Origin of the sequence: Nocardia sp. NPDC004654 (assembly GCF_040609595.1) — a bacterium.
Classification (GTDB): domain Bacteria; phylum Actinomycetota; class Actinomycetes; order Mycobacteriales; family Mycobacteriaceae; genus Nocardia.
In genome coordinates, this window is sequence record NZ_JBEXKI010000012.1 from 159,081 (window position 1) to 174,253 (window position 15,173).

At 66.0% G+C, this 15,173-nt stretch carries 16 protein-coding genes, 1 tRNA gene and 1 pseudogene; 5 read left to right on the plus strand and 13 right to left on the minus strand.

Annotated features, from left to right (window positions below; all coding sequences use genetic code 11):
* Positions 1–284 precede the first annotated feature (284 nt).
* The 5 genes and pseudogenes from ABZV58_RS32985 to ABZV58_RS33005 all read right to left on the minus strand — a co-directional run.
* Positions 285–1,220 (minus strand): annotated as a pseudogene (locus tag ABZV58_RS32985) (ABC transporter ATP-binding protein); the annotation flags it as partial.
* Positions 1,217–2,620, minus strand: coding sequence for a branched-chain amino acid ABC transporter permease (locus ABZV58_RS32990; RefSeq protein WP_355004105.1), 1,404 nt, complete (start codon positions 2,618–2,620; stop codon positions 1,217–1,219). The gene ABZV58_RS32990 and the pseudogene ABZV58_RS32985, both read right to left, overlap by 4 nt.
* Positions 2,617–3,654 (minus strand): branched-chain amino acid ABC transporter permease, encoded by a 1,038-nt coding sequence (locus tag ABZV58_RS32995; protein WP_355004106.1) that lies wholly within the window; start codon positions 3,652–3,654, stop codon positions 2,617–2,619. The genes ABZV58_RS32990 and ABZV58_RS32995 overlap by 4 nt, the downstream gene beginning before the upstream one ends.
* An 87-nt stretch (positions 3,655–3,741) precedes the next feature.
* Positions 3,742–4,941: a branched-chain amino acid ABC transporter substrate-binding protein gene (locus ABZV58_RS33000; protein WP_355004107.1), complete on the minus strand. Its 1,200-nt coding sequence runs from the start codon at positions 4,939–4,941 to the stop codon at positions 3,742–3,744.
* A gap of 235 nt (positions 4,942–5,176) precedes the next feature.
* Positions 5,177–5,797 carry an ANTAR domain-containing response regulator gene (locus ABZV58_RS33005; protein ID WP_097248397.1) on the minus strand — a complete coding sequence of 207 codons (621 nt, stop codon included), beginning with the start codon at positions 5,795–5,797 and terminating at the stop codon, positions 5,177–5,179.
* 298 nt (positions 5,798–6,095) lie between these two features.
* Here ABZV58_RS33005 and ABZV58_RS33010 point away from each other — a divergent pair.
* Positions 6,096–6,182, plus strand: a tRNA-Leu gene (locus ABZV58_RS33010).
* Between the two features lie 42 nt (positions 6,183–6,224).
* Here ABZV58_RS33010 and ABZV58_RS33015 read toward each other — a convergent pair.
* The 3 genes from ABZV58_RS33015 to ABZV58_RS33025 all read right to left on the minus strand — a co-directional run bounded on the left by ABZV58_RS33015 (position 6,225) and on the right by ABZV58_RS33025 (position 7,894).
* Complete coding sequence (locus ABZV58_RS33015) at positions 6,225–6,455, minus strand: tyrosine-type recombinase/integrase (RefSeq protein ID WP_355004108.1); 231 nt, start codon at positions 6,453–6,455, stop codon at positions 6,225–6,227.
* A 127-nt stretch (positions 6,456–6,582) separates the two neighbouring features.
* Entirely contained in the window at positions 6,583–6,825 is a 243-nt protein-coding gene (locus ABZV58_RS33020) for a hypothetical protein (protein WP_355004109.1), read from the minus strand.
* Positions 6,826–7,558: 733 nt separating this feature from the next.
* Positions 7,559–7,894: a hypothetical protein gene (locus ABZV58_RS33025; RefSeq protein WP_355004110.1), complete on the minus strand. Its 336-nt coding sequence runs from the start codon at positions 7,892–7,894 to the stop codon at positions 7,559–7,561.
* A 538-nt stretch (positions 7,895–8,432) separates the two neighbouring features.
* Here ABZV58_RS33025 and ABZV58_RS33030 point away from each other — a divergent pair.
* The 4 genes from ABZV58_RS33030 to ABZV58_RS33045 all read left to right on the plus strand — a co-directional run bounded on the left by ABZV58_RS33030 (position 8,433) and on the right by ABZV58_RS33045 (position 10,504).
* Positions 8,433–8,945 (plus strand): DUF4188 domain-containing protein, encoded by a 513-nt coding sequence (locus ABZV58_RS33030; RefSeq protein ID WP_355004111.1) that lies wholly within the window; start codon positions 8,433–8,435, stop codon positions 8,943–8,945.
* 227 nt (positions 8,946–9,172) lie between these two features.
* Positions 9,173–9,793 (plus strand): low molecular weight phosphatase family protein, encoded by a 621-nt coding sequence (locus ABZV58_RS33035; RefSeq protein ID WP_355004112.1) that lies wholly within the window; start codon positions 9,173–9,175, stop codon positions 9,791–9,793.
* Positions 9,794–9,806: 13 nt separating this feature from the next.
* A complete protein-coding gene (locus tag ABZV58_RS33040) occupies positions 9,807–10,136 on the plus strand; it encodes a hypothetical protein (RefSeq protein WP_355004113.1) in 330 nt (109 codons plus the stop codon).
* Positions 10,133–10,504, plus strand: coding sequence for a hypothetical protein (locus ABZV58_RS33045; protein WP_355004114.1), 372 nt, complete (start codon positions 10,133–10,135; stop codon positions 10,502–10,504). Before ABZV58_RS33040 ends, ABZV58_RS33045 begins: the two co-directional genes overlap by 4 nt.
* A gap of 51 nt (positions 10,505–10,555) precedes the next feature.
* Here the strand turns inward: ABZV58_RS33045 and ABZV58_RS33050 are convergent, their stop codons facing one another.
* The 5 genes from ABZV58_RS33050 to ABZV58_RS33070 all read right to left on the minus strand — a co-directional run bounded on the left by ABZV58_RS33050 (position 10,556) and on the right by ABZV58_RS33070 (position 15,009).
* Positions 10,556–11,368, minus strand: a complete 813-nt coding sequence (locus ABZV58_RS33050; RefSeq protein WP_355004167.1) for an acyl-CoA thioesterase II — start codon at positions 11,366–11,368, stop codon at positions 10,556–10,558.
* Between the two features lie 94 nt (positions 11,369–11,462).
* Positions 11,463–12,884, minus strand: coding sequence for a pyruvate kinase (pyk, locus tag ABZV58_RS33055; RefSeq protein WP_355004115.1), 1,422 nt, complete (start codon positions 12,882–12,884; stop codon positions 11,463–11,465).
* A 70-nt stretch (positions 12,885–12,954) separates the two neighbouring features.
* Positions 12,955–13,623 (minus strand): amino acid ABC transporter permease, encoded by a 669-nt coding sequence (locus tag ABZV58_RS33060; RefSeq protein WP_308209788.1) that lies wholly within the window; start codon positions 13,621–13,623, stop codon positions 12,955–12,957.
* A 6-nt stretch (positions 13,624–13,629) separates the two neighbouring features.
* Positions 13,630–14,385 (minus strand): amino acid ABC transporter substrate-binding protein, encoded by a 756-nt coding sequence (locus tag ABZV58_RS33065; protein WP_355004116.1) that lies wholly within the window; start codon positions 14,383–14,385, stop codon positions 13,630–13,632.
* A gap of 168 nt (positions 14,386–14,553) precedes the next feature.
* Positions 14,554–15,009 carry a TM2 domain-containing protein gene (locus tag ABZV58_RS33070; RefSeq protein ID WP_355004117.1) on the minus strand — a complete coding sequence of 152 codons (456 nt, stop codon included), beginning with the start codon at positions 15,007–15,009 and terminating at the stop codon, positions 14,554–14,556.
* Positions 15,010–15,173 lie beyond the last annotated feature (164 nt).

The window sequence follows — 15,173 nt, forward strand, 5'->3', positions numbered from 1 at the left end:
GGCGCATCGCTGAAGTCGCGCGGCGCGGCGGAGTCCTTGTCCGGTCCCGGCTCCTTCCGAACACTCACCTGGGCGCCACCGGCCGGAGCGGTCGGCGGCTTCCCCGTCGATTCCCCCGCGCCGGAATCGGATTCGTCGCCCTCGGCGGACGAAGACGGGCCGGTTTCGCCCCCGGTCGCCGAGGTTCCGGATTCACCTTCCGCCGCGGAAGACCTGGCATCGGATTCACCTTCAGTGGAAGCCCCTGCGGCAGAACCGCTTTCGACCTCCGAATCCGGCACGCCGAGATACGCCGCGATGACCCCGGGATCCTCCCGAATCTCACGGGGCAGACCGTCGGCGATCTTACGGCCGAACTCCAGCACCACGATCCGATCGGTCACGCCCATGACAAGTCGCATGTCGTGCTCGATCAACAGCACGGTGAACCCGTCGTCGCGGATCTTGCGAATCAGGTCCATCAGCGCCGACTTCTCGCTGGGATTGAACCCGGCGGCGGGCTCGTCCAGGCACAGCAGTTTCGGCTCGGTGGCCAGGGCGCGCGCGATCTCCAAACGGCGCTGATCGCCGTAGGAGAGGTTGCGCGCCTTCTCCACCGCGCGCGGCGCGATGCCCACGAATTCGAGCAGCGCCATCCCGCGTTCGATGGCGTCGCGCTCCTCGCGCCGGTGCCGCGGACTGCGGAACACCGCGCCGGGCACCGAGGTCTTGTGCCTGGCGTCGGTGCCGACCACCACGTTCTCCAGCGCGGTCATCTCGCCGAAGAGCCGCACGTTCTGGAAGGTGCGGGCGATGCCGAGCCGGGTGATGGCGTTGCGCTTGGTCTTGGTCAGCGGCTTGCCGTCGAAATACACCAGCCCGGAGGCGGGCTTGTACACGCCGGTGATCGCGTTGAAGCAGGTGGTCTTGCCCGCGCCGTTGGGACCGATGAGCCCGAGGATCTCGCCGCGGCGGATCTCGAAACTGACGTTGTCCAGCGCGGTGAGACCGCCGAACTTGACGGTGAGTCCCTCGGTCTTCAGCAGCGGGGCGCCGACCTCGGTCTCGATCTCCCGATGCGGGGCGACGACTTCGGCGACCGCTTCTTCGTCGCCGAGTTCCGGAAGCACCGCGGTGACGTCGACCTCGCCCGCGCTCTTCTCCTCCGCGGGCGGCGCGGCGTAGCCCGCGGCCATGTCCTCGTTGTCGAACAGCGCGTCACCCGCGCCGGGCCCGGTCATTTCCCCGCTCCGATCGGCTCGCCCACCGTGGGTCTGCGCACGGCTTGGTACACCTGCCTGCCGTAGGTGAGCAGCTTCTGCCGGGCCGGGAACAGACCCTGCGGCCGCAGAATCATCATCACCACCAACGCGATTCCGAAATACAGATACTTGAGGTCGCCGAGCGACTGGGCGCCGCCCTTGCGGAACAGCAGCACGCTGCCGAGCAGCAGCGCGGCCATGACGCCGGTGAACACCATGCCGGTGATCAATCCGCGGCGCGGCCAGATGCCGAATTCGCGGCCTTTGTACCGCCAGAGCACCAGCAGGCCGACGAACAGCACCACGTCGACGATCAGCAGCACGTAGCCGGTCGACTCGTTGTCCACCAGCTGCACCGAGGTCAGCCGCTTGGGCAGGTAGGCGATGATGAACGCGCCGAAGATGACACCGAGCTTGTTGCCCTGGCCGCCGATCACCACCGCGCAGAGGAACAGCATCGAGTTGATGATGTTGAACCCGGTCGGATTGATGAACTGCACCTGGCCCGCGTACATCGCGCCGGACAGACCACCCACCGCGGCGCCGATCAGGAACGCCCACAGCTTGAACTTGAAGGTCGGCACGCCCATGATCTCGGCCGCGTCCTCGTCCTCGCGGATGGCGACCCAGGCGCGGCCGACCCGGCTGCGTTCCAGGTTGCCGACGATCAGCAGCACGACGATCACCAGCACCATGCCGAGCCAGAACCAGTAGGTGCCGTAGCTGGCCCGGTCGAGCAGGTTGGCGCTGTCCGGGTCGCCGGTGTTGCCCGCGGAGAACACGCCGTTCGGCTTCTCCTCCGACTCTCCCACGTGCGGGTACGCCACCCCTGACAGCCCGAGGCTGCCGTTGGTCAGCTCGTGCAGATTGTCGGCGAGCAGTCGCACGATCTCGCCGAAGCCGAGCGTGACGATCGCCAGGTAGTCGCCGCGCAGTCGCAGCGTCGGCGAGCCGAGGATCAGACCCGAGAGCGCGGTCACCGCGACCGCGATCGGCAGACACGCCAGCCATGCCCACTCCGGGTCGAGCCAGCCGCCGTCGGTCTGGTTCCACGGACTGTTCGGGCTGGTGAGCAGGCCCACCGTGTAGGCGCCGATGGCGTAGAAGCCGACGTAGCCGAGATCGAGCAGACCCGCCTGTCCGACAACGACATTCAGGCCGATGGCGATCAGCGCGAACATAGCGACCTCGGCCATGACGAGGCCGAAGTTGTAGGCGGGGGTGTCCAGGATCGGGGGCGGAAAGAGCGGAAGCAGCGCGAGCGCGGCGATCGCGGGCACGCCGACGGCCCACTGGGCTGGGCGGGACAGGCCCTCCCACCAGGTGCGCAGCGCGTCGCCGACGCCCTGGCGCGGCGGGGTCTTGGTCGAGTCGATCATGCGCGGGCCCTCCCGAGACTTTCACCGAGGATGCCGGTCGGGCGGACCATCAGCACCACGACGAGCACGACGAAGGCGACCACGTCGCGCCATTCGATACCGAACAGAATCTGCCCGTACTGCTCCACGACCCCGAGGATCAGTCCGCCGAGCAGCGCGCCGCGCAGATTGCCGATACCGCCGAGCACCGCGGCGCTGAACGCCTTGATGCCGAGGATGAAACCGCCGGAGTAGATGATCGCGGGCGGGATCTTGATCGCGTACAGCGTCGCCGCCGCGCCCGCGAGCACACCGCCGATGAGGAAGGTCAGCATGATGACCCGCTCGCGCGAGACGCCCATGAGCGTCGCGGTGTCGGGGTCCTGCGCCACGGCGCGGATGCCGCGGCCGAATTTCGTTCTGTTGATGAGCATTTCGGTGGCGATCGCGAGGACCACCGCGGCGACCACGATGAGGATCGCGATATTCGTGACATCGGCGCCGCTGAAGCTGAACTGCACCGTCGGCTCGACGAGCTGGATCGGCTGCTGGGCATTGGTGCCGCCGAGATCGGGATTGATCTTCGGCAGGATGAAGTGCACGAACTCCTGGATCACGAACGACATGCCGATCGCGGTGATCAGGAAGGCCAGCGGTTTGGCCCCGCGTTTACGCAGCGGGCGATAGGCGACCCGCTCCAATCCGACCGCCGCGCCGCCGGAGACCAGCATGCCGACGATCATCGCCAAACCGATGTACACGACCGTCAGCAGCACGCCCTGGTTGTAGACATCGGGGCTGGCGGCGAAACCGAACAGCATCAGTCCGATCAACTGACCGAACATGCCCAACATGAATATTTCCGAATGGGCGAAATTGATGAGCCGAAGTACGCCGTAGACCAGGGTATAGCCCACCGCTACCAAGGCGTAGATGGAACCGTAGGTAACTCCGTCGACGGTCAGTCGCCAGAATTGATCGATCACTCCCTGATAGTCGAAGTCGATCGAGCCGTCGGCGAGGTATGCCACGCCGGCCAGTGCTGATGCTGTCATTCGAAAAACGCCTTCACCAATGCCCCTCATGAAACAGCACATACGGGGGCGTCACGGGCACCCCCGTACGTGCTGGGTTCGCGGTACTTACTTGACCTCGTAGATCCAGATCTGCGCGTTGGCCAATTCGCCGTTCGGGCTCCACTTGTAGTTACGGGCCAGACCCGGTCCGTCGTAGGAGCGCACGAATGCGAGCAGATCGGGGCGGGTGACCTTACCGCCGTCGATGCCCTTGGCCAGGATCGTGGTCAGGTCGTAGGCCTCCACCGAGTACACGCCGGGCGCCTGCCCGTTGAGCGCCTCGTAATCCTTGGCGAACTTCTCCGGAGCCGGGCCACAGGGGCAGGTGAGGTTCGCGCCCTTGGCCGCGCTGCCCGCCTGCGAGATGAACTGCGGGTCGTTGACGCCGTCCGGGCCGACGAACACGGCCTTCACGCCACCGGACTTCAGCTGCTGCGCCAGCGGCGCGCCCTCGGCGTAGTAGCCGGAGAAGAAGACCGCGTCCGGCGCCGCCGCCGCGATCTTGGTGACGGTGGCCGAGAAGTCCTTGTCACCCTTCTTGATGCTGGCCGCGCACGCCGGATCGGCGGCGGCGCCCAAGCCCTCGGTGACGCTCTTGGCCAGGCCGACACCGTAATCGGTGTTGTCCTGCACCACGCACACCTTCTTGTAGTTCGCGGTGCCGACCAGGTACTTCGCCACCGAAGGGCCCTGCACGTCGTCGTTGGCCAGGCCGCGGAAGAAGGTGGTCCAGCCGTTCTGGGTCAGCGTCGCGTTGGTCGCCGAGGACGTCACCGCCACCAGGCCCGCGTCGCTCAGAATCTGGCCGGTCGCCTTGGTCTCGCCGGAGAACGCCGGACCGACCAGGCCGATGATCGACTTGTCGTTGACGATCTGCGGGATCACCTGGGTCGCCTTCTGCGGATCGCCCTCGGTGTCGAACTGCTTCAGCTCGATCTTGCAGCCCGGATTCGCCTTGTTGTGCTGATCCAGCGCCAGCTTCACACCGTTGACGATGTTGATGCCGAGCGCCGCGTCCGGGCCGGTCAGCGCGCCCGCCATGGCGACGGCGGTACCGGGAGCACAGGTGGCCTTGCCGTCACCCGCGGGATCGGCCGCCTTCGCGGGATCCGTCTTCGGCACTTCCTTGCCCGCGGTGTCCACCTGCATGACCGGCTGAATGGACAGGCCTCCCGTACCGGCACCGGTCGCGCCCGAGCCGCTGTCGGTGGATTTGTCGCTGCAACCGGTCAGTGCGAGCGCCGCGGCGGCACCGATGACCAACACACCCCGCGTCGAACGACTGCGCCATGTCGAACTAAGCACGTCTCACCTCTACGTCCTGTGCTCCCCCGGCAATCCGAGGAGGCCGACCACGTCAGCCCGGTCAGAACATAGCGTCGGTACGTTAGATCCGCATCACATTCGCATCATGCGGACGACATCGTGTCGAATTCTTTTTGGCGATCGCGTTTCCGGGGAGTAAATCTTTCCAGCCCAGACCGCCCCGAGGGGTGGCGCATCACTTCGGCGCCAGGTTCTCCAGCACCACCTCGGCGACCGCCTTCATCGTAGTCCGGCGATCCATCGCGGTCCGCTGAATCCACTTGAAAGCCTGCGGCTCGGACAGACCCTGCGTCTGCATCAGCACACCCTTGGCCCGCTCCACCAGCTTGCGCGTCTCCAGCCGATCGGCCAGATTCGCGACCTCGCCCTCCAGCGCGGTGATCTCGTGGAAGCGGCTCGCCGCCAACTCGATCGCGGGCACTAGATCCGACTTGGTGAACGGCTTCACCAGATACGCCATCGCACCGGCGTCGCGCGCCCGTTCGACTAGATCGCGCTGACTGAAGGCGGTCAGAATCACCACCGGCGCAACACGTTTCGACGCGATCTCGGCGGCGGCATCGATACCGTCGCGGCGCGGCATCTTCACATCCATGATCACCAGATCGGGCCGGTGCTCCACCGCGAGATCCACCGCCTGCTGGCCGTCGCCCGCCTCGCCGACCACCTGATAGCCCTCTTCGGTCAGCATCTCGACCAGATCCATCCGGATGAGCGCCTCGTCTTCGGCGACGACGACCCGCTTCGCCCCGGCGTCCTTCTTCGTGCCGGCGCCCCCTGCTGCAGTAGTGCTCATGCCTCCACCTCGCTGACGCTCGGTTCCGGCATGCGCACTGCGCGCTGGCACAGGATTCGCTCGCTGCGCTCACTCATAGGTATGCCCCTCTGGTTCCGATGCCTGTCCCGACACACGCGAATGGGCCGAGACCCACACCAACCGGTCTCGCCCCACCCTGCACGCTGTCGAGTGATGTAGAGAGTACCTTTCAGTTCGGCTCACAACGCATATACCCTGCGCAAAGAGGAAACTGTGGCGTACACGGCAACCCGTTTCCGAAAAGCGCCCCCGACCCGCTATAGTTCAGACCCGGTGCGCCGGGTTGGCGGAACTGGCAGACGCGACGGTCTCAAAAACCGTTGTCCGAAAGGACGTGTGGGTTCGAGTCCCACACTCGGCACCAAGGTGGGACGCGGTTTCGCTGATCGCGTCCTTGTTCGTCACTTCACGCAGTCCGCAGATAGTCCGCAGCTGCTCGCGCTCCGGCATCCATTCCGACCGCGACCGTGTCCAGATCGTCCGGGAACAGGTGCCCGTACAGATCCAGCGTCAGCGTCGCCGTCTTGTGGCCGAGCATCCGCTGTACGACCTTGATGTTCGCCCCCGCACTGATCGCCAGCGACGCCGCGGTGTGCCGGAGCCCGTGCGGAACGACCCCCCCTCGAGGCCGACGCACAACGCGATCGCCTCACCGAACCGGATCCCGGTACAAGCCAACGTGAACACCAGCGGCCGGAACCGCCCCGCGGCCATAGCGAGTTGCATCACCTCGACGTGCGTCAGGTACCGACGCGACCCCGACATCATCGTCGGCAGGTCCACGTCGTCGGCCGGATTAACAGCGCATTCCAGTGGGTTCGATCTGACTCAGCGAAGGCAACAACGTTCGGTTGCGCTTGATCGCGCCGCGTCTGCTGCGCTTCCTGTACCTGGTTCTTCGCTTCCTTGACCTGCTTCGCGGCGTATCTGCCTGCGACCACCACCGTGACCCCGGCGATAAGCGCAGTCATCCAACCTGCAGTCGCGGCCCACGCGTCTGCTGTCATCCCGAAAATGACAGACCATGCACTTTGGACCCAATCCTAAAACGCTTCCAACCGACCCAACGCACCCGCCTCCTGACCAGACCGCAGTCTGCGACGCCAGACGAGTTCCTATCCCGAGCAGCAGCAGAACGGTACAGGTCTGGACCGACACGTGCGAACTGGCCCGGTGACCGACAGCGGTGGAGCCTCACGGGTCCGGAATCTGTCTGCAGCGGCTCTCGTAACTACCGACAACAACAAACGATTCCGCTAGCCAAACAACCTGGTCAAGCGCAGGGTAACGAGAGTCGCCGACACCTTCCAATCTCAACAAAGGTCGAGAGGGATAATCTCAAAACCGTTGTCCGAGAGGACGTGTGGATTCGAGTCCCGCACTCGGCACCAACTCGGGGAGAGGTCTACTTGCTGCTTCGCAGCGGCGCTTGGTCGTTGGTGTTCGTTTTTATCTGGGGGTGCAACCCCCAGACCCCGCCCGGCGGGGTTTCGCCCCCGGGCCCCCGTGTGGGTGTTGCGTTGGTGGAACGGTTCCGTTCGAGTCTTTGGGAACCGCTTGATGCGGGCCTGTGCGGGCCTGTGCCTGGCTTCGGCGGCTGGTCCCCCGTCTTTAAAAGTTTCTCTCAGTAATTACGTCGAGGGTCGGCGTCGCCGTCTTGTGACCGAGCATCCACTGAGGAACCTTGCTGTTTGCCCCGCAGCCTGGCCATCGGGGGCGGCAGATGCCGTGCACCACAGATCACTCGTCGTAGAAGTCCTCGTCGTCTGAATAGAACCAGTCGCAGGAAGCCCAGGACGCCGGATTCGCTTCCTTCACGATCCGTCCCACTGCCGCTTCTACCGACTCGTGCCAGGGCACGAACTCGCTCCCGTGGCGTGCCGAAAACGCGTCGTAATCGAGGTCATCTGTCCATCCGCGCATCGTCCACCGCCCGTCGGCCGTGGGCGTGAGCTGTCCGTAGCTCGGCAGCCCTTCCTGGTCCAGGAACGCTCGGACTGCAGGTAACACGAGGTTGGCTTGCTGCGGTGTGAGCGGCTCCCCGACGCGGAAGGTAAATCGAAACAGCTTGTTCACGAGCTGGGACGCTAGACCATCAGACCGACAATCACCGCCCACGAATCCGAGGCTTCCGCTCGGACTCGAAAATCCGTTGAGAACGCGGACAGAGGGGTGTTCAGTCAGTACATGGGAATTGCGCGGCGGGGAACACGGATTCTGAACCTGAACGGCGAACGCTACAGGTGGGTTGTCTCACCCGACGATGAGCCAGGCCTGGCGATTGTCGTGGAGGTCGCCGAGGGACACGGACAACGGATGGTCACCTGGGTCGATCACGACACGATCATTACGCCACGCTTGGTCGCGAGGGTCGTGCACAGAGCACTTCACCGGGGGTGGACTCCACGGCAGCGGGGAACCGAAGTCGTCTATCGGATCTAGGGCAGGCCGACGGCGGTCCGGACCTGACAAAACTACGGGTGATCAGTCCCGCGGCTCGGCGCGCAGTGCGTACGCAGCGGCGCCCCGTTCAGCCGACGTGAACCGAGAGAGGGCCTGACTCGTACCCCGTAGGGTGGGGCGTAGGAGTGCGCGCCGTTGCGGAGGTTGCGGTATGCGGGTGAGCAGGATGACCGTGGATCTGTCCGGGTATCCGGATCTGGTCGTCGTCTACCTCGGGATGCGGGTGCGGCGGCCGCGGGGGATGCTGCGGCTGCTGGGGTTGGGGCCGAAGCTCTATCGGTCGCATCGGGACCGGCCGGACGGGCTGCTGCTGCACGAGGACGTCGTGTGGGGGTTGTTCCCGCCGCACTGGGGTGCGCGGCAGTACTGGCGCGATCTGGACAGCCTCGAGCGGTGGACGCGGTCGGAGCCGCACCGGGAATGGTGGGCGAGATTCCTGAAGGACTCGGGGGGGACGGGGTTCTGGCACGAGGCCTACTTCGCGCGCGGCGGCATCGACGCGATGTACGACGACATGGCGCCCGCGACCGGGATGGCTCGGTTCGCCCCGGTGGTCGCCTCCCGCGGGCCGATGTTCTCGACGCGCGGGCGAGTACACGGCGAAAAGGCGAAAGTCGCGCCGGTGATCGCCGAAAAGGCTTATTACCGAGATGAATACGAGTGAGTGAGCGCACAACGCCGCGATGACGGGTCGATGATTGAAGGTCGAATCGTCTGGGTAAGTACAGCTATAAGCCCGGCGCTCGATCGTGACGCGCATCGAGAATCCGCCTGAATACCCGGGTGAGCTTTGTGTACGGCACGCGACACCGAGATGAATATGTGTCTGCGCACCTGTGATTCGAACTCGCGCGCCTTCTGGTCGGCGACAGCCCGAATTACCGTATTCCCATGCACGTCCTGTTCGTCTGCAACGGCAATGTCTGCCGTTCGGTGATCGCCGAGCGGCTCACCCGCGCTCTCGCCGTCGAACACGACCTCGCCGGTCTCACCGCGGAAAGCGCGGGCACCCGCGCGCTGGTCGGATTCCCCATCGAACCGCTCACCGCGCAAACCATTTCCGGTCTCGGTGCGGATCCGGAGGGTTTCCGCGCGCGCAAACTCAAGCCGGAAATGATCGACCGCGCCGATCTCGTGCTCGCGATGACCGAACAAATCCGAGATCAAGCCGCCGACATGGCATTCGGCGCCGCCGCACGCACTTTCACGCTGCTGGAAGCGCACCGGATCGCCAAGGTCACCGGCGCGCGCACGGTCGCCGACCTGAATCTGGCCCGCAACGATCTGTCCTTGGTCGGCAGGGAGAACATCGCCGACCCGGTCGGTCTTTCCGAGGCCGCCTATTGCGAAGTCGGCGACCGCATCGCCGAAGCGCTTGTGCCGTTGATGCTGGCGCTGGCGCCGCACGCACAAACCCGGCCCGAAGACGACGACCGCACCGGACTCGTGCTGCAACCGGGCGCCGCGCCCGCGCCGCTCTCGGCTTTCCTGGCGGCGCATCGCATCCGGTGACGCGGCTCATCCCGTGACACAACGCAATCCGGTGATTCAGCGCAATCCGCTGGCACCGGGCAACTCGATGACACAGCGCAACCCGATGACGCAGCGCAACCCGATGACGCAGCGCAACCCGGTGACGCAGCGCAATCCGGTGACGCAGCGCAATCCGGCCGGACTCGGCGTCCGGCAAACACCGCGAAATCGGAACGCGCGCCCGAAATCGCGCCCGGCTGTGTCGCGCGAGAGCACCGAGGCATTAAACTCCCGGCGGACAGCATCAGTCATTGGTGGTCCGACACACGACAGGAACCAGACATGCCGAGAATCTCGGATGTTTCGCTTCATGTTTATGTGACGCCAGAGATCCTCGAACAAGTCGTCGAGAGGGTTCGCGCGGTGGTGGACGACCACCTGCACGACCGCGACGTCTTCGCCTGGCGTTTCACATTGCCCGTCGACCCCGACGATCCCACCCACGTGGTGCTCGAAACCCAATGGCGCGGAAGCCATCCGGGCAGCGATCCGGACCCGCGCCGCACCTACGAGATCGCGCTCAGCCTGGTCGGCGCACCGCGCGATCTGACCGCCCCGAGCCTGGCCGCGCTGGAACGGCGGCTGATGATCGAAACATCCTGCGGCACCGCCGATCCCGATGTGCCGCGGACGATAAGCACGCAGCGCAGGGACAGCTTCGATTTCGAGACCGAGCGGGAAATCCTCTAGGCCCTGTCTCGAAGTCCGGCTAGCCTCCGAGACAGTGCCTAGCGCTTCTGGTCACCGACGCGACGGGAAGTGGCGGATCAGACCTTCCTGCACCGTGGTGGCCAGGAGCTCACCGCTGCGCGAGTAGAACCGGCCGGTGGCCAGGCCGCGCGAGCCCGCCGCGACCGGGGACTCGGTGGAGTACAGGGCCCAGTCGTCGAAGCGGAACGGGCGGTGGAACCAGATGGAGTGGTTCACGGTGGCCGCGACGATCCGGTCCAGTCCCCAGGACAGGCCGTGCGTGGTGATGATCGAGTCGAGCACCGTGGTGTCGGACGAATAGCCGAGCGTGGCGACGTGGATCAGCGGATCGTCGGGCAGTGTGCCGTCGGCGCGCATCCAGACGCGGTTGTGGTTGAGCCGCTCCCCCGTGCCCTTCAGAATCCAGGCCGGGTCGTTGGTGTAGCGCATGTCGATCGGGTGCGGCGCGTTGACGAACATCTCCAGCTTGTCCTCCAAGCCTTCGAAGCTCTCCTCCACGCGCGGCAACTGCTCGGGATCCGGCACCTCGGGGTGGGGATGGGCGTGCTCCAGCCCTTTGCCCCAGTCCTGGAAGGCGGCCAGCATGACGAACAGCTCCTGATCGTCCTGCACCGCGGTGACCGTGCGGTTGGCGAAGGAGCGGCCGTCCCGGTGCCGGTCCACCCGGTACTCGATCGGCTGCTTCGGATCGCCGCCCCGCACGAAGTGCGCGTTCACGGCGTGCACGGGCCGGTCGCCCACGGTGCGACCGGCCGCCATGATCGCCTGGGCGACCAGCTGTCCGCCGAAGGTCCGGCTCCAGACCTTCTCCGGATGGTGACCGACGAAGACGTCGGTGTCCATCTGCTCGAGATCGAGCAGACCGAGCAACACATCCAGATCGGACCGCGTCGTCGGGTCTTGGGTGCCGACGTGGCCGCCTAGCGAAGCACTCACTCTAATGGTCCTCCTCACCGATACGGTGCACGTGGATCAGGTTGGTGGAACCGACAGTACCGGGCGGGGAGCCCGCCACGATGACCACCAGGTCACCCTTCTTGTATCGGTCCATCGACAGCAACGCCTGGTCCACCTGGTGGATCATCGCGTCGGTGGTCTTCACCGTCGGCACGATGAACGTCTCGGTGCCCCAGGTCAACGCGAGCTGGCTGCGCACCTCGGGCAGCGGGGTGAAGGCGAGCAGCGGCAGCGGGGTGTGCAGGCGGGCCAGGCGGCGCACGGTGTCGCCGGACTGGGTGAACGCCACCAGCGCCTTGGCGTTGAGCCGCTCGCCGATGTCGCGCGCGGCGTAGGAGATGACGCCGCGCTTGGTGCGCGGCACGTGGGTCAGCGGCGGCACCCGGGTGGAGGACTCCGCCTCGACCGCGTGCACGATTCGCGCCATGGTGCGCACCGTCTCGATCGGGTACGTGCCGACCGAGGTCTCACCGGAGAGCATGACCGCGTCCGCGCCGTCCAGCACCGCGTTGGCCACGTCCGAGGCCTCGGCGCGGGTCGGGCGCGAGTTCTCGATCATCGACTCGAGCATCTGGGTCGCGACGATGACCGGCTTGGCGTTCTCCCTGGCCATCTGGATGGCCTTCTTCTGCACCAGCGGCACCTGCTCCAGCGGCAGCTCGACGCCGAGGTCGCCGCGCGCGACCATGATCGCGTCGAAGGCGAGCACGATCGCCTCGAGGTTGTCGATGGCCTCGGGCTTCTCCAGCTTGCCGATCACCGGGACGCGCCTGCCGACCCGGTCCATCACGTCGTGCACCAGCTCCACGTCGGAGGGCGAGCGCACGAACGAGAGCGCGATGAAGTCGACGCCGAGCTTCAGCGCGAACTCCAGGTCCTCGATGTCCTTCTCGGACAGCGCGGGCACCGAGACGTCCATGCCGGGCAGCGAGACGCCCTTGTTGTTGGAGACCGGTCCGCCCTCGGTCACCCGGCACACCACGTCGTTGCCGTCGACGGCGGTCACCGTCAGGCCGACCTTGCCGTCGTCGACGAGCAGGCGGTCGCCGGGCTTGGCGTCCTTGGCCAGCTCCTTGTAGGTGGTCGAGACGCGGCTGTGGCTACCGTCCACGTCGTCTACGGTGATGCGCACTTCTTCGCCGGTCGCCCACACCGTACGGCCCTCGGTGAACCGGCCGAGCCGGATCTTGGGGCCCTGTAGATCGGCGAGGATGCCGACCGCTCTGCCGACGTGGTCCGACGCCTGCCGCACCTTCTTGTAGTTCTCGGCGTGGTCCGCGTGCTCGCCGTGGCTGAAGTTCAGCCGCGCAACGTCCATCCCGCTCTCGACGAGTTCGCGGATACGGTCCTCGGTGGCAGTGGCCGGGCCGAGCGTGCACACAATCTTCGTCCGTCGCATCACGAGTAGAGCCTAGTCCTGCCGGGTGGCGTGGGCCCGTCGTGGCCTCGGTGAAGAATTGGTGAACTGGTCCTCACCTGGCAACGTGCCGGGACAGGCGGGTCTCCAGGCGAGTCTGACCGAAGCCAAGGATCAGGCAGATGACCCAGTAGTACAGCGCGGCCACCCCGTAGAGGGCGAAGAAGTCGAAGGTCGGAGCGGCCGCCAGCTGGGCGGTGCGCAGCAGTTCGGTGACCAGAATGGTCGAGGCCAGCGAGGTGTCCTTGACCAGCGAGATGAGCGTGTTCGACAGCGGCGGCACCGCGATGCGCGCGGCCTGCGGCAGGATGATCAGCCGCAGCATCATCGGATACGACATGCCGAGCGCCTGCGCCGCCTCCCACTGGCCGTGCGCGACCGACAGGATCGCGGCGCGCACCACCTCGGCCGCGTAGCCACCGACATTCAGGCTGAACGCGATCACCGCCGCCGGGAACGGATCGATGACGATGTCGAACTGCGGCAGCGCGTAGAACACGATGAACAGCTGCACCAGCAGCGGAGTGCCGCGGATGATCGAGATGTAGAAGCGCGCGGGCGCGGACAGCAGCCAGGTCGGCGACATCCGCGCCAGCGCGACGAACAGCGCGAGCGCCAAACCGATCACGAAGCTGATCGCGGTGAGCGGAATGGTCTTGGTGACGGTGGCCTCGAGCATCGGCCACAGGTTGCGCCAGATCAGCTCCCGGGTCGCGGCGTCCACTGGCGGTTATTTGCTGACGTCGACGCCGAAGTACTTCTCCGAGATCTGCGCCAGTCTGCCTTCGGCGCGCAGCTCGTCCAGCGCGCGGTTCACCTCGGCGATCAACGGGTCGCCCTTGCGGGCGGCGAAGCCCATGGTGCTGGTCTCGCCGGTCTGCGCGGCGATCTTCACCGACTTGTCGCCGGAGGTCTTGGTGTACTCGTTGAACACCAGGTTGTCGTTGACGGTGCAGTCGACGCGACCGTTCTTCAGCAGCTGGATGGCCTGCACCCAACCCTCGACGGCCTCCACCTTCGCGCCGGCGCCCGCGGCGACGGCACTCCAGTTGCTGGTGGCGGACTGCGCGGAGGTCTTGCCAGCGAGATCGGCGAGCGAGGTGATGGCGTTGTTGTCGGCGCGGGTGACGATCACGCCCTCGGAGGTCGTGTACGGCTGGGAGAGCTCGTACTTGTTCTTGCGCTCCTCGGTGATCGAGACCTGGTTGGCGACCAGATCGAAGCGCTTGGACTCCAGGCCCGCGAAAATCGCGTCCCACGGCGTCTGCACGAACTCGACCTTGCGGCCGAGTTTGTCGGCGACAGCGCGGACCACGTCGACGTCGTAGCCGGTGAGTGCGCCGTCGGAGCCCTGGTAACTGAACGGCGAGTAGGTGCCCTCGGTGCCGACCTTCAGCACGTTCGGGTCGTCGCCGCTACCGCAGGCGGTGAGGCCGGTGGCGGCGACGATGGCGAGCATGGCGGCGGCGAACAGCTTGCGACGCACGAAATCCCTCTCTCCGGTGCGTGGACGGCCCCACACACGACACACAGATCCGGCCCAAGTTACGCCCGTCGCGAGCCGTTGCACAGTATTTCGATCAACGTGCGCGAAAGGTCGCGTCGCGGAAACACGAAGGGCGCCGCCTTGTCGGCGGCGCCCTTCGGCTGGCGATCAGTCCCGCAGGGGTCGCCCGTTGGCGTCGGGCACCTTGCCGGTGAGGATCATGATCCCGTCGATGAGCGCCCAGATACCGCAACCACCGCAGGTGACGATCTGCAGGATGCCGATGGTCGTGTACCCCAGGTAGAAGCGACCGATACCCAGGGTGCCGACCAGCAGCTGCAGAATGCCCGCGATCATCTTCTGCTTGTCGGACAGCGGCACGCCGAACGCGTCACGGCCGTACGGCGCCTCCGGATCGGCCGGGTTGTAGCCCTGCGGCTGACCGTACGGCGCGGCAGGCGGGTAACCACCCGGCTGCTGGCCGAACTGCTGCTGCTGACCGTACGGGTCGGCGGGCTGGCCGTACTGCTGGCCCGAAGCGTCCTTGTTCAGGTCCGGTCCCGTACCGGGCGGACCGTACTGCGGGCCGCCGAAGCCCTGGTTGTTCTGGTAAGGGTCGGTCACTCATGTCCTCCTCATCAAGTGGGCACCCATTGCTGGCCCCCGGTTCGACGATCGCCTCGACGGGCACGCCCGCGACGATCACCGGTCATTCTCGCCGGAATCGATCGATTTTGTCGCATCAGCGCCCATAGGGCACGGGGTCCGAGGAATTGGATTCCTCGGAC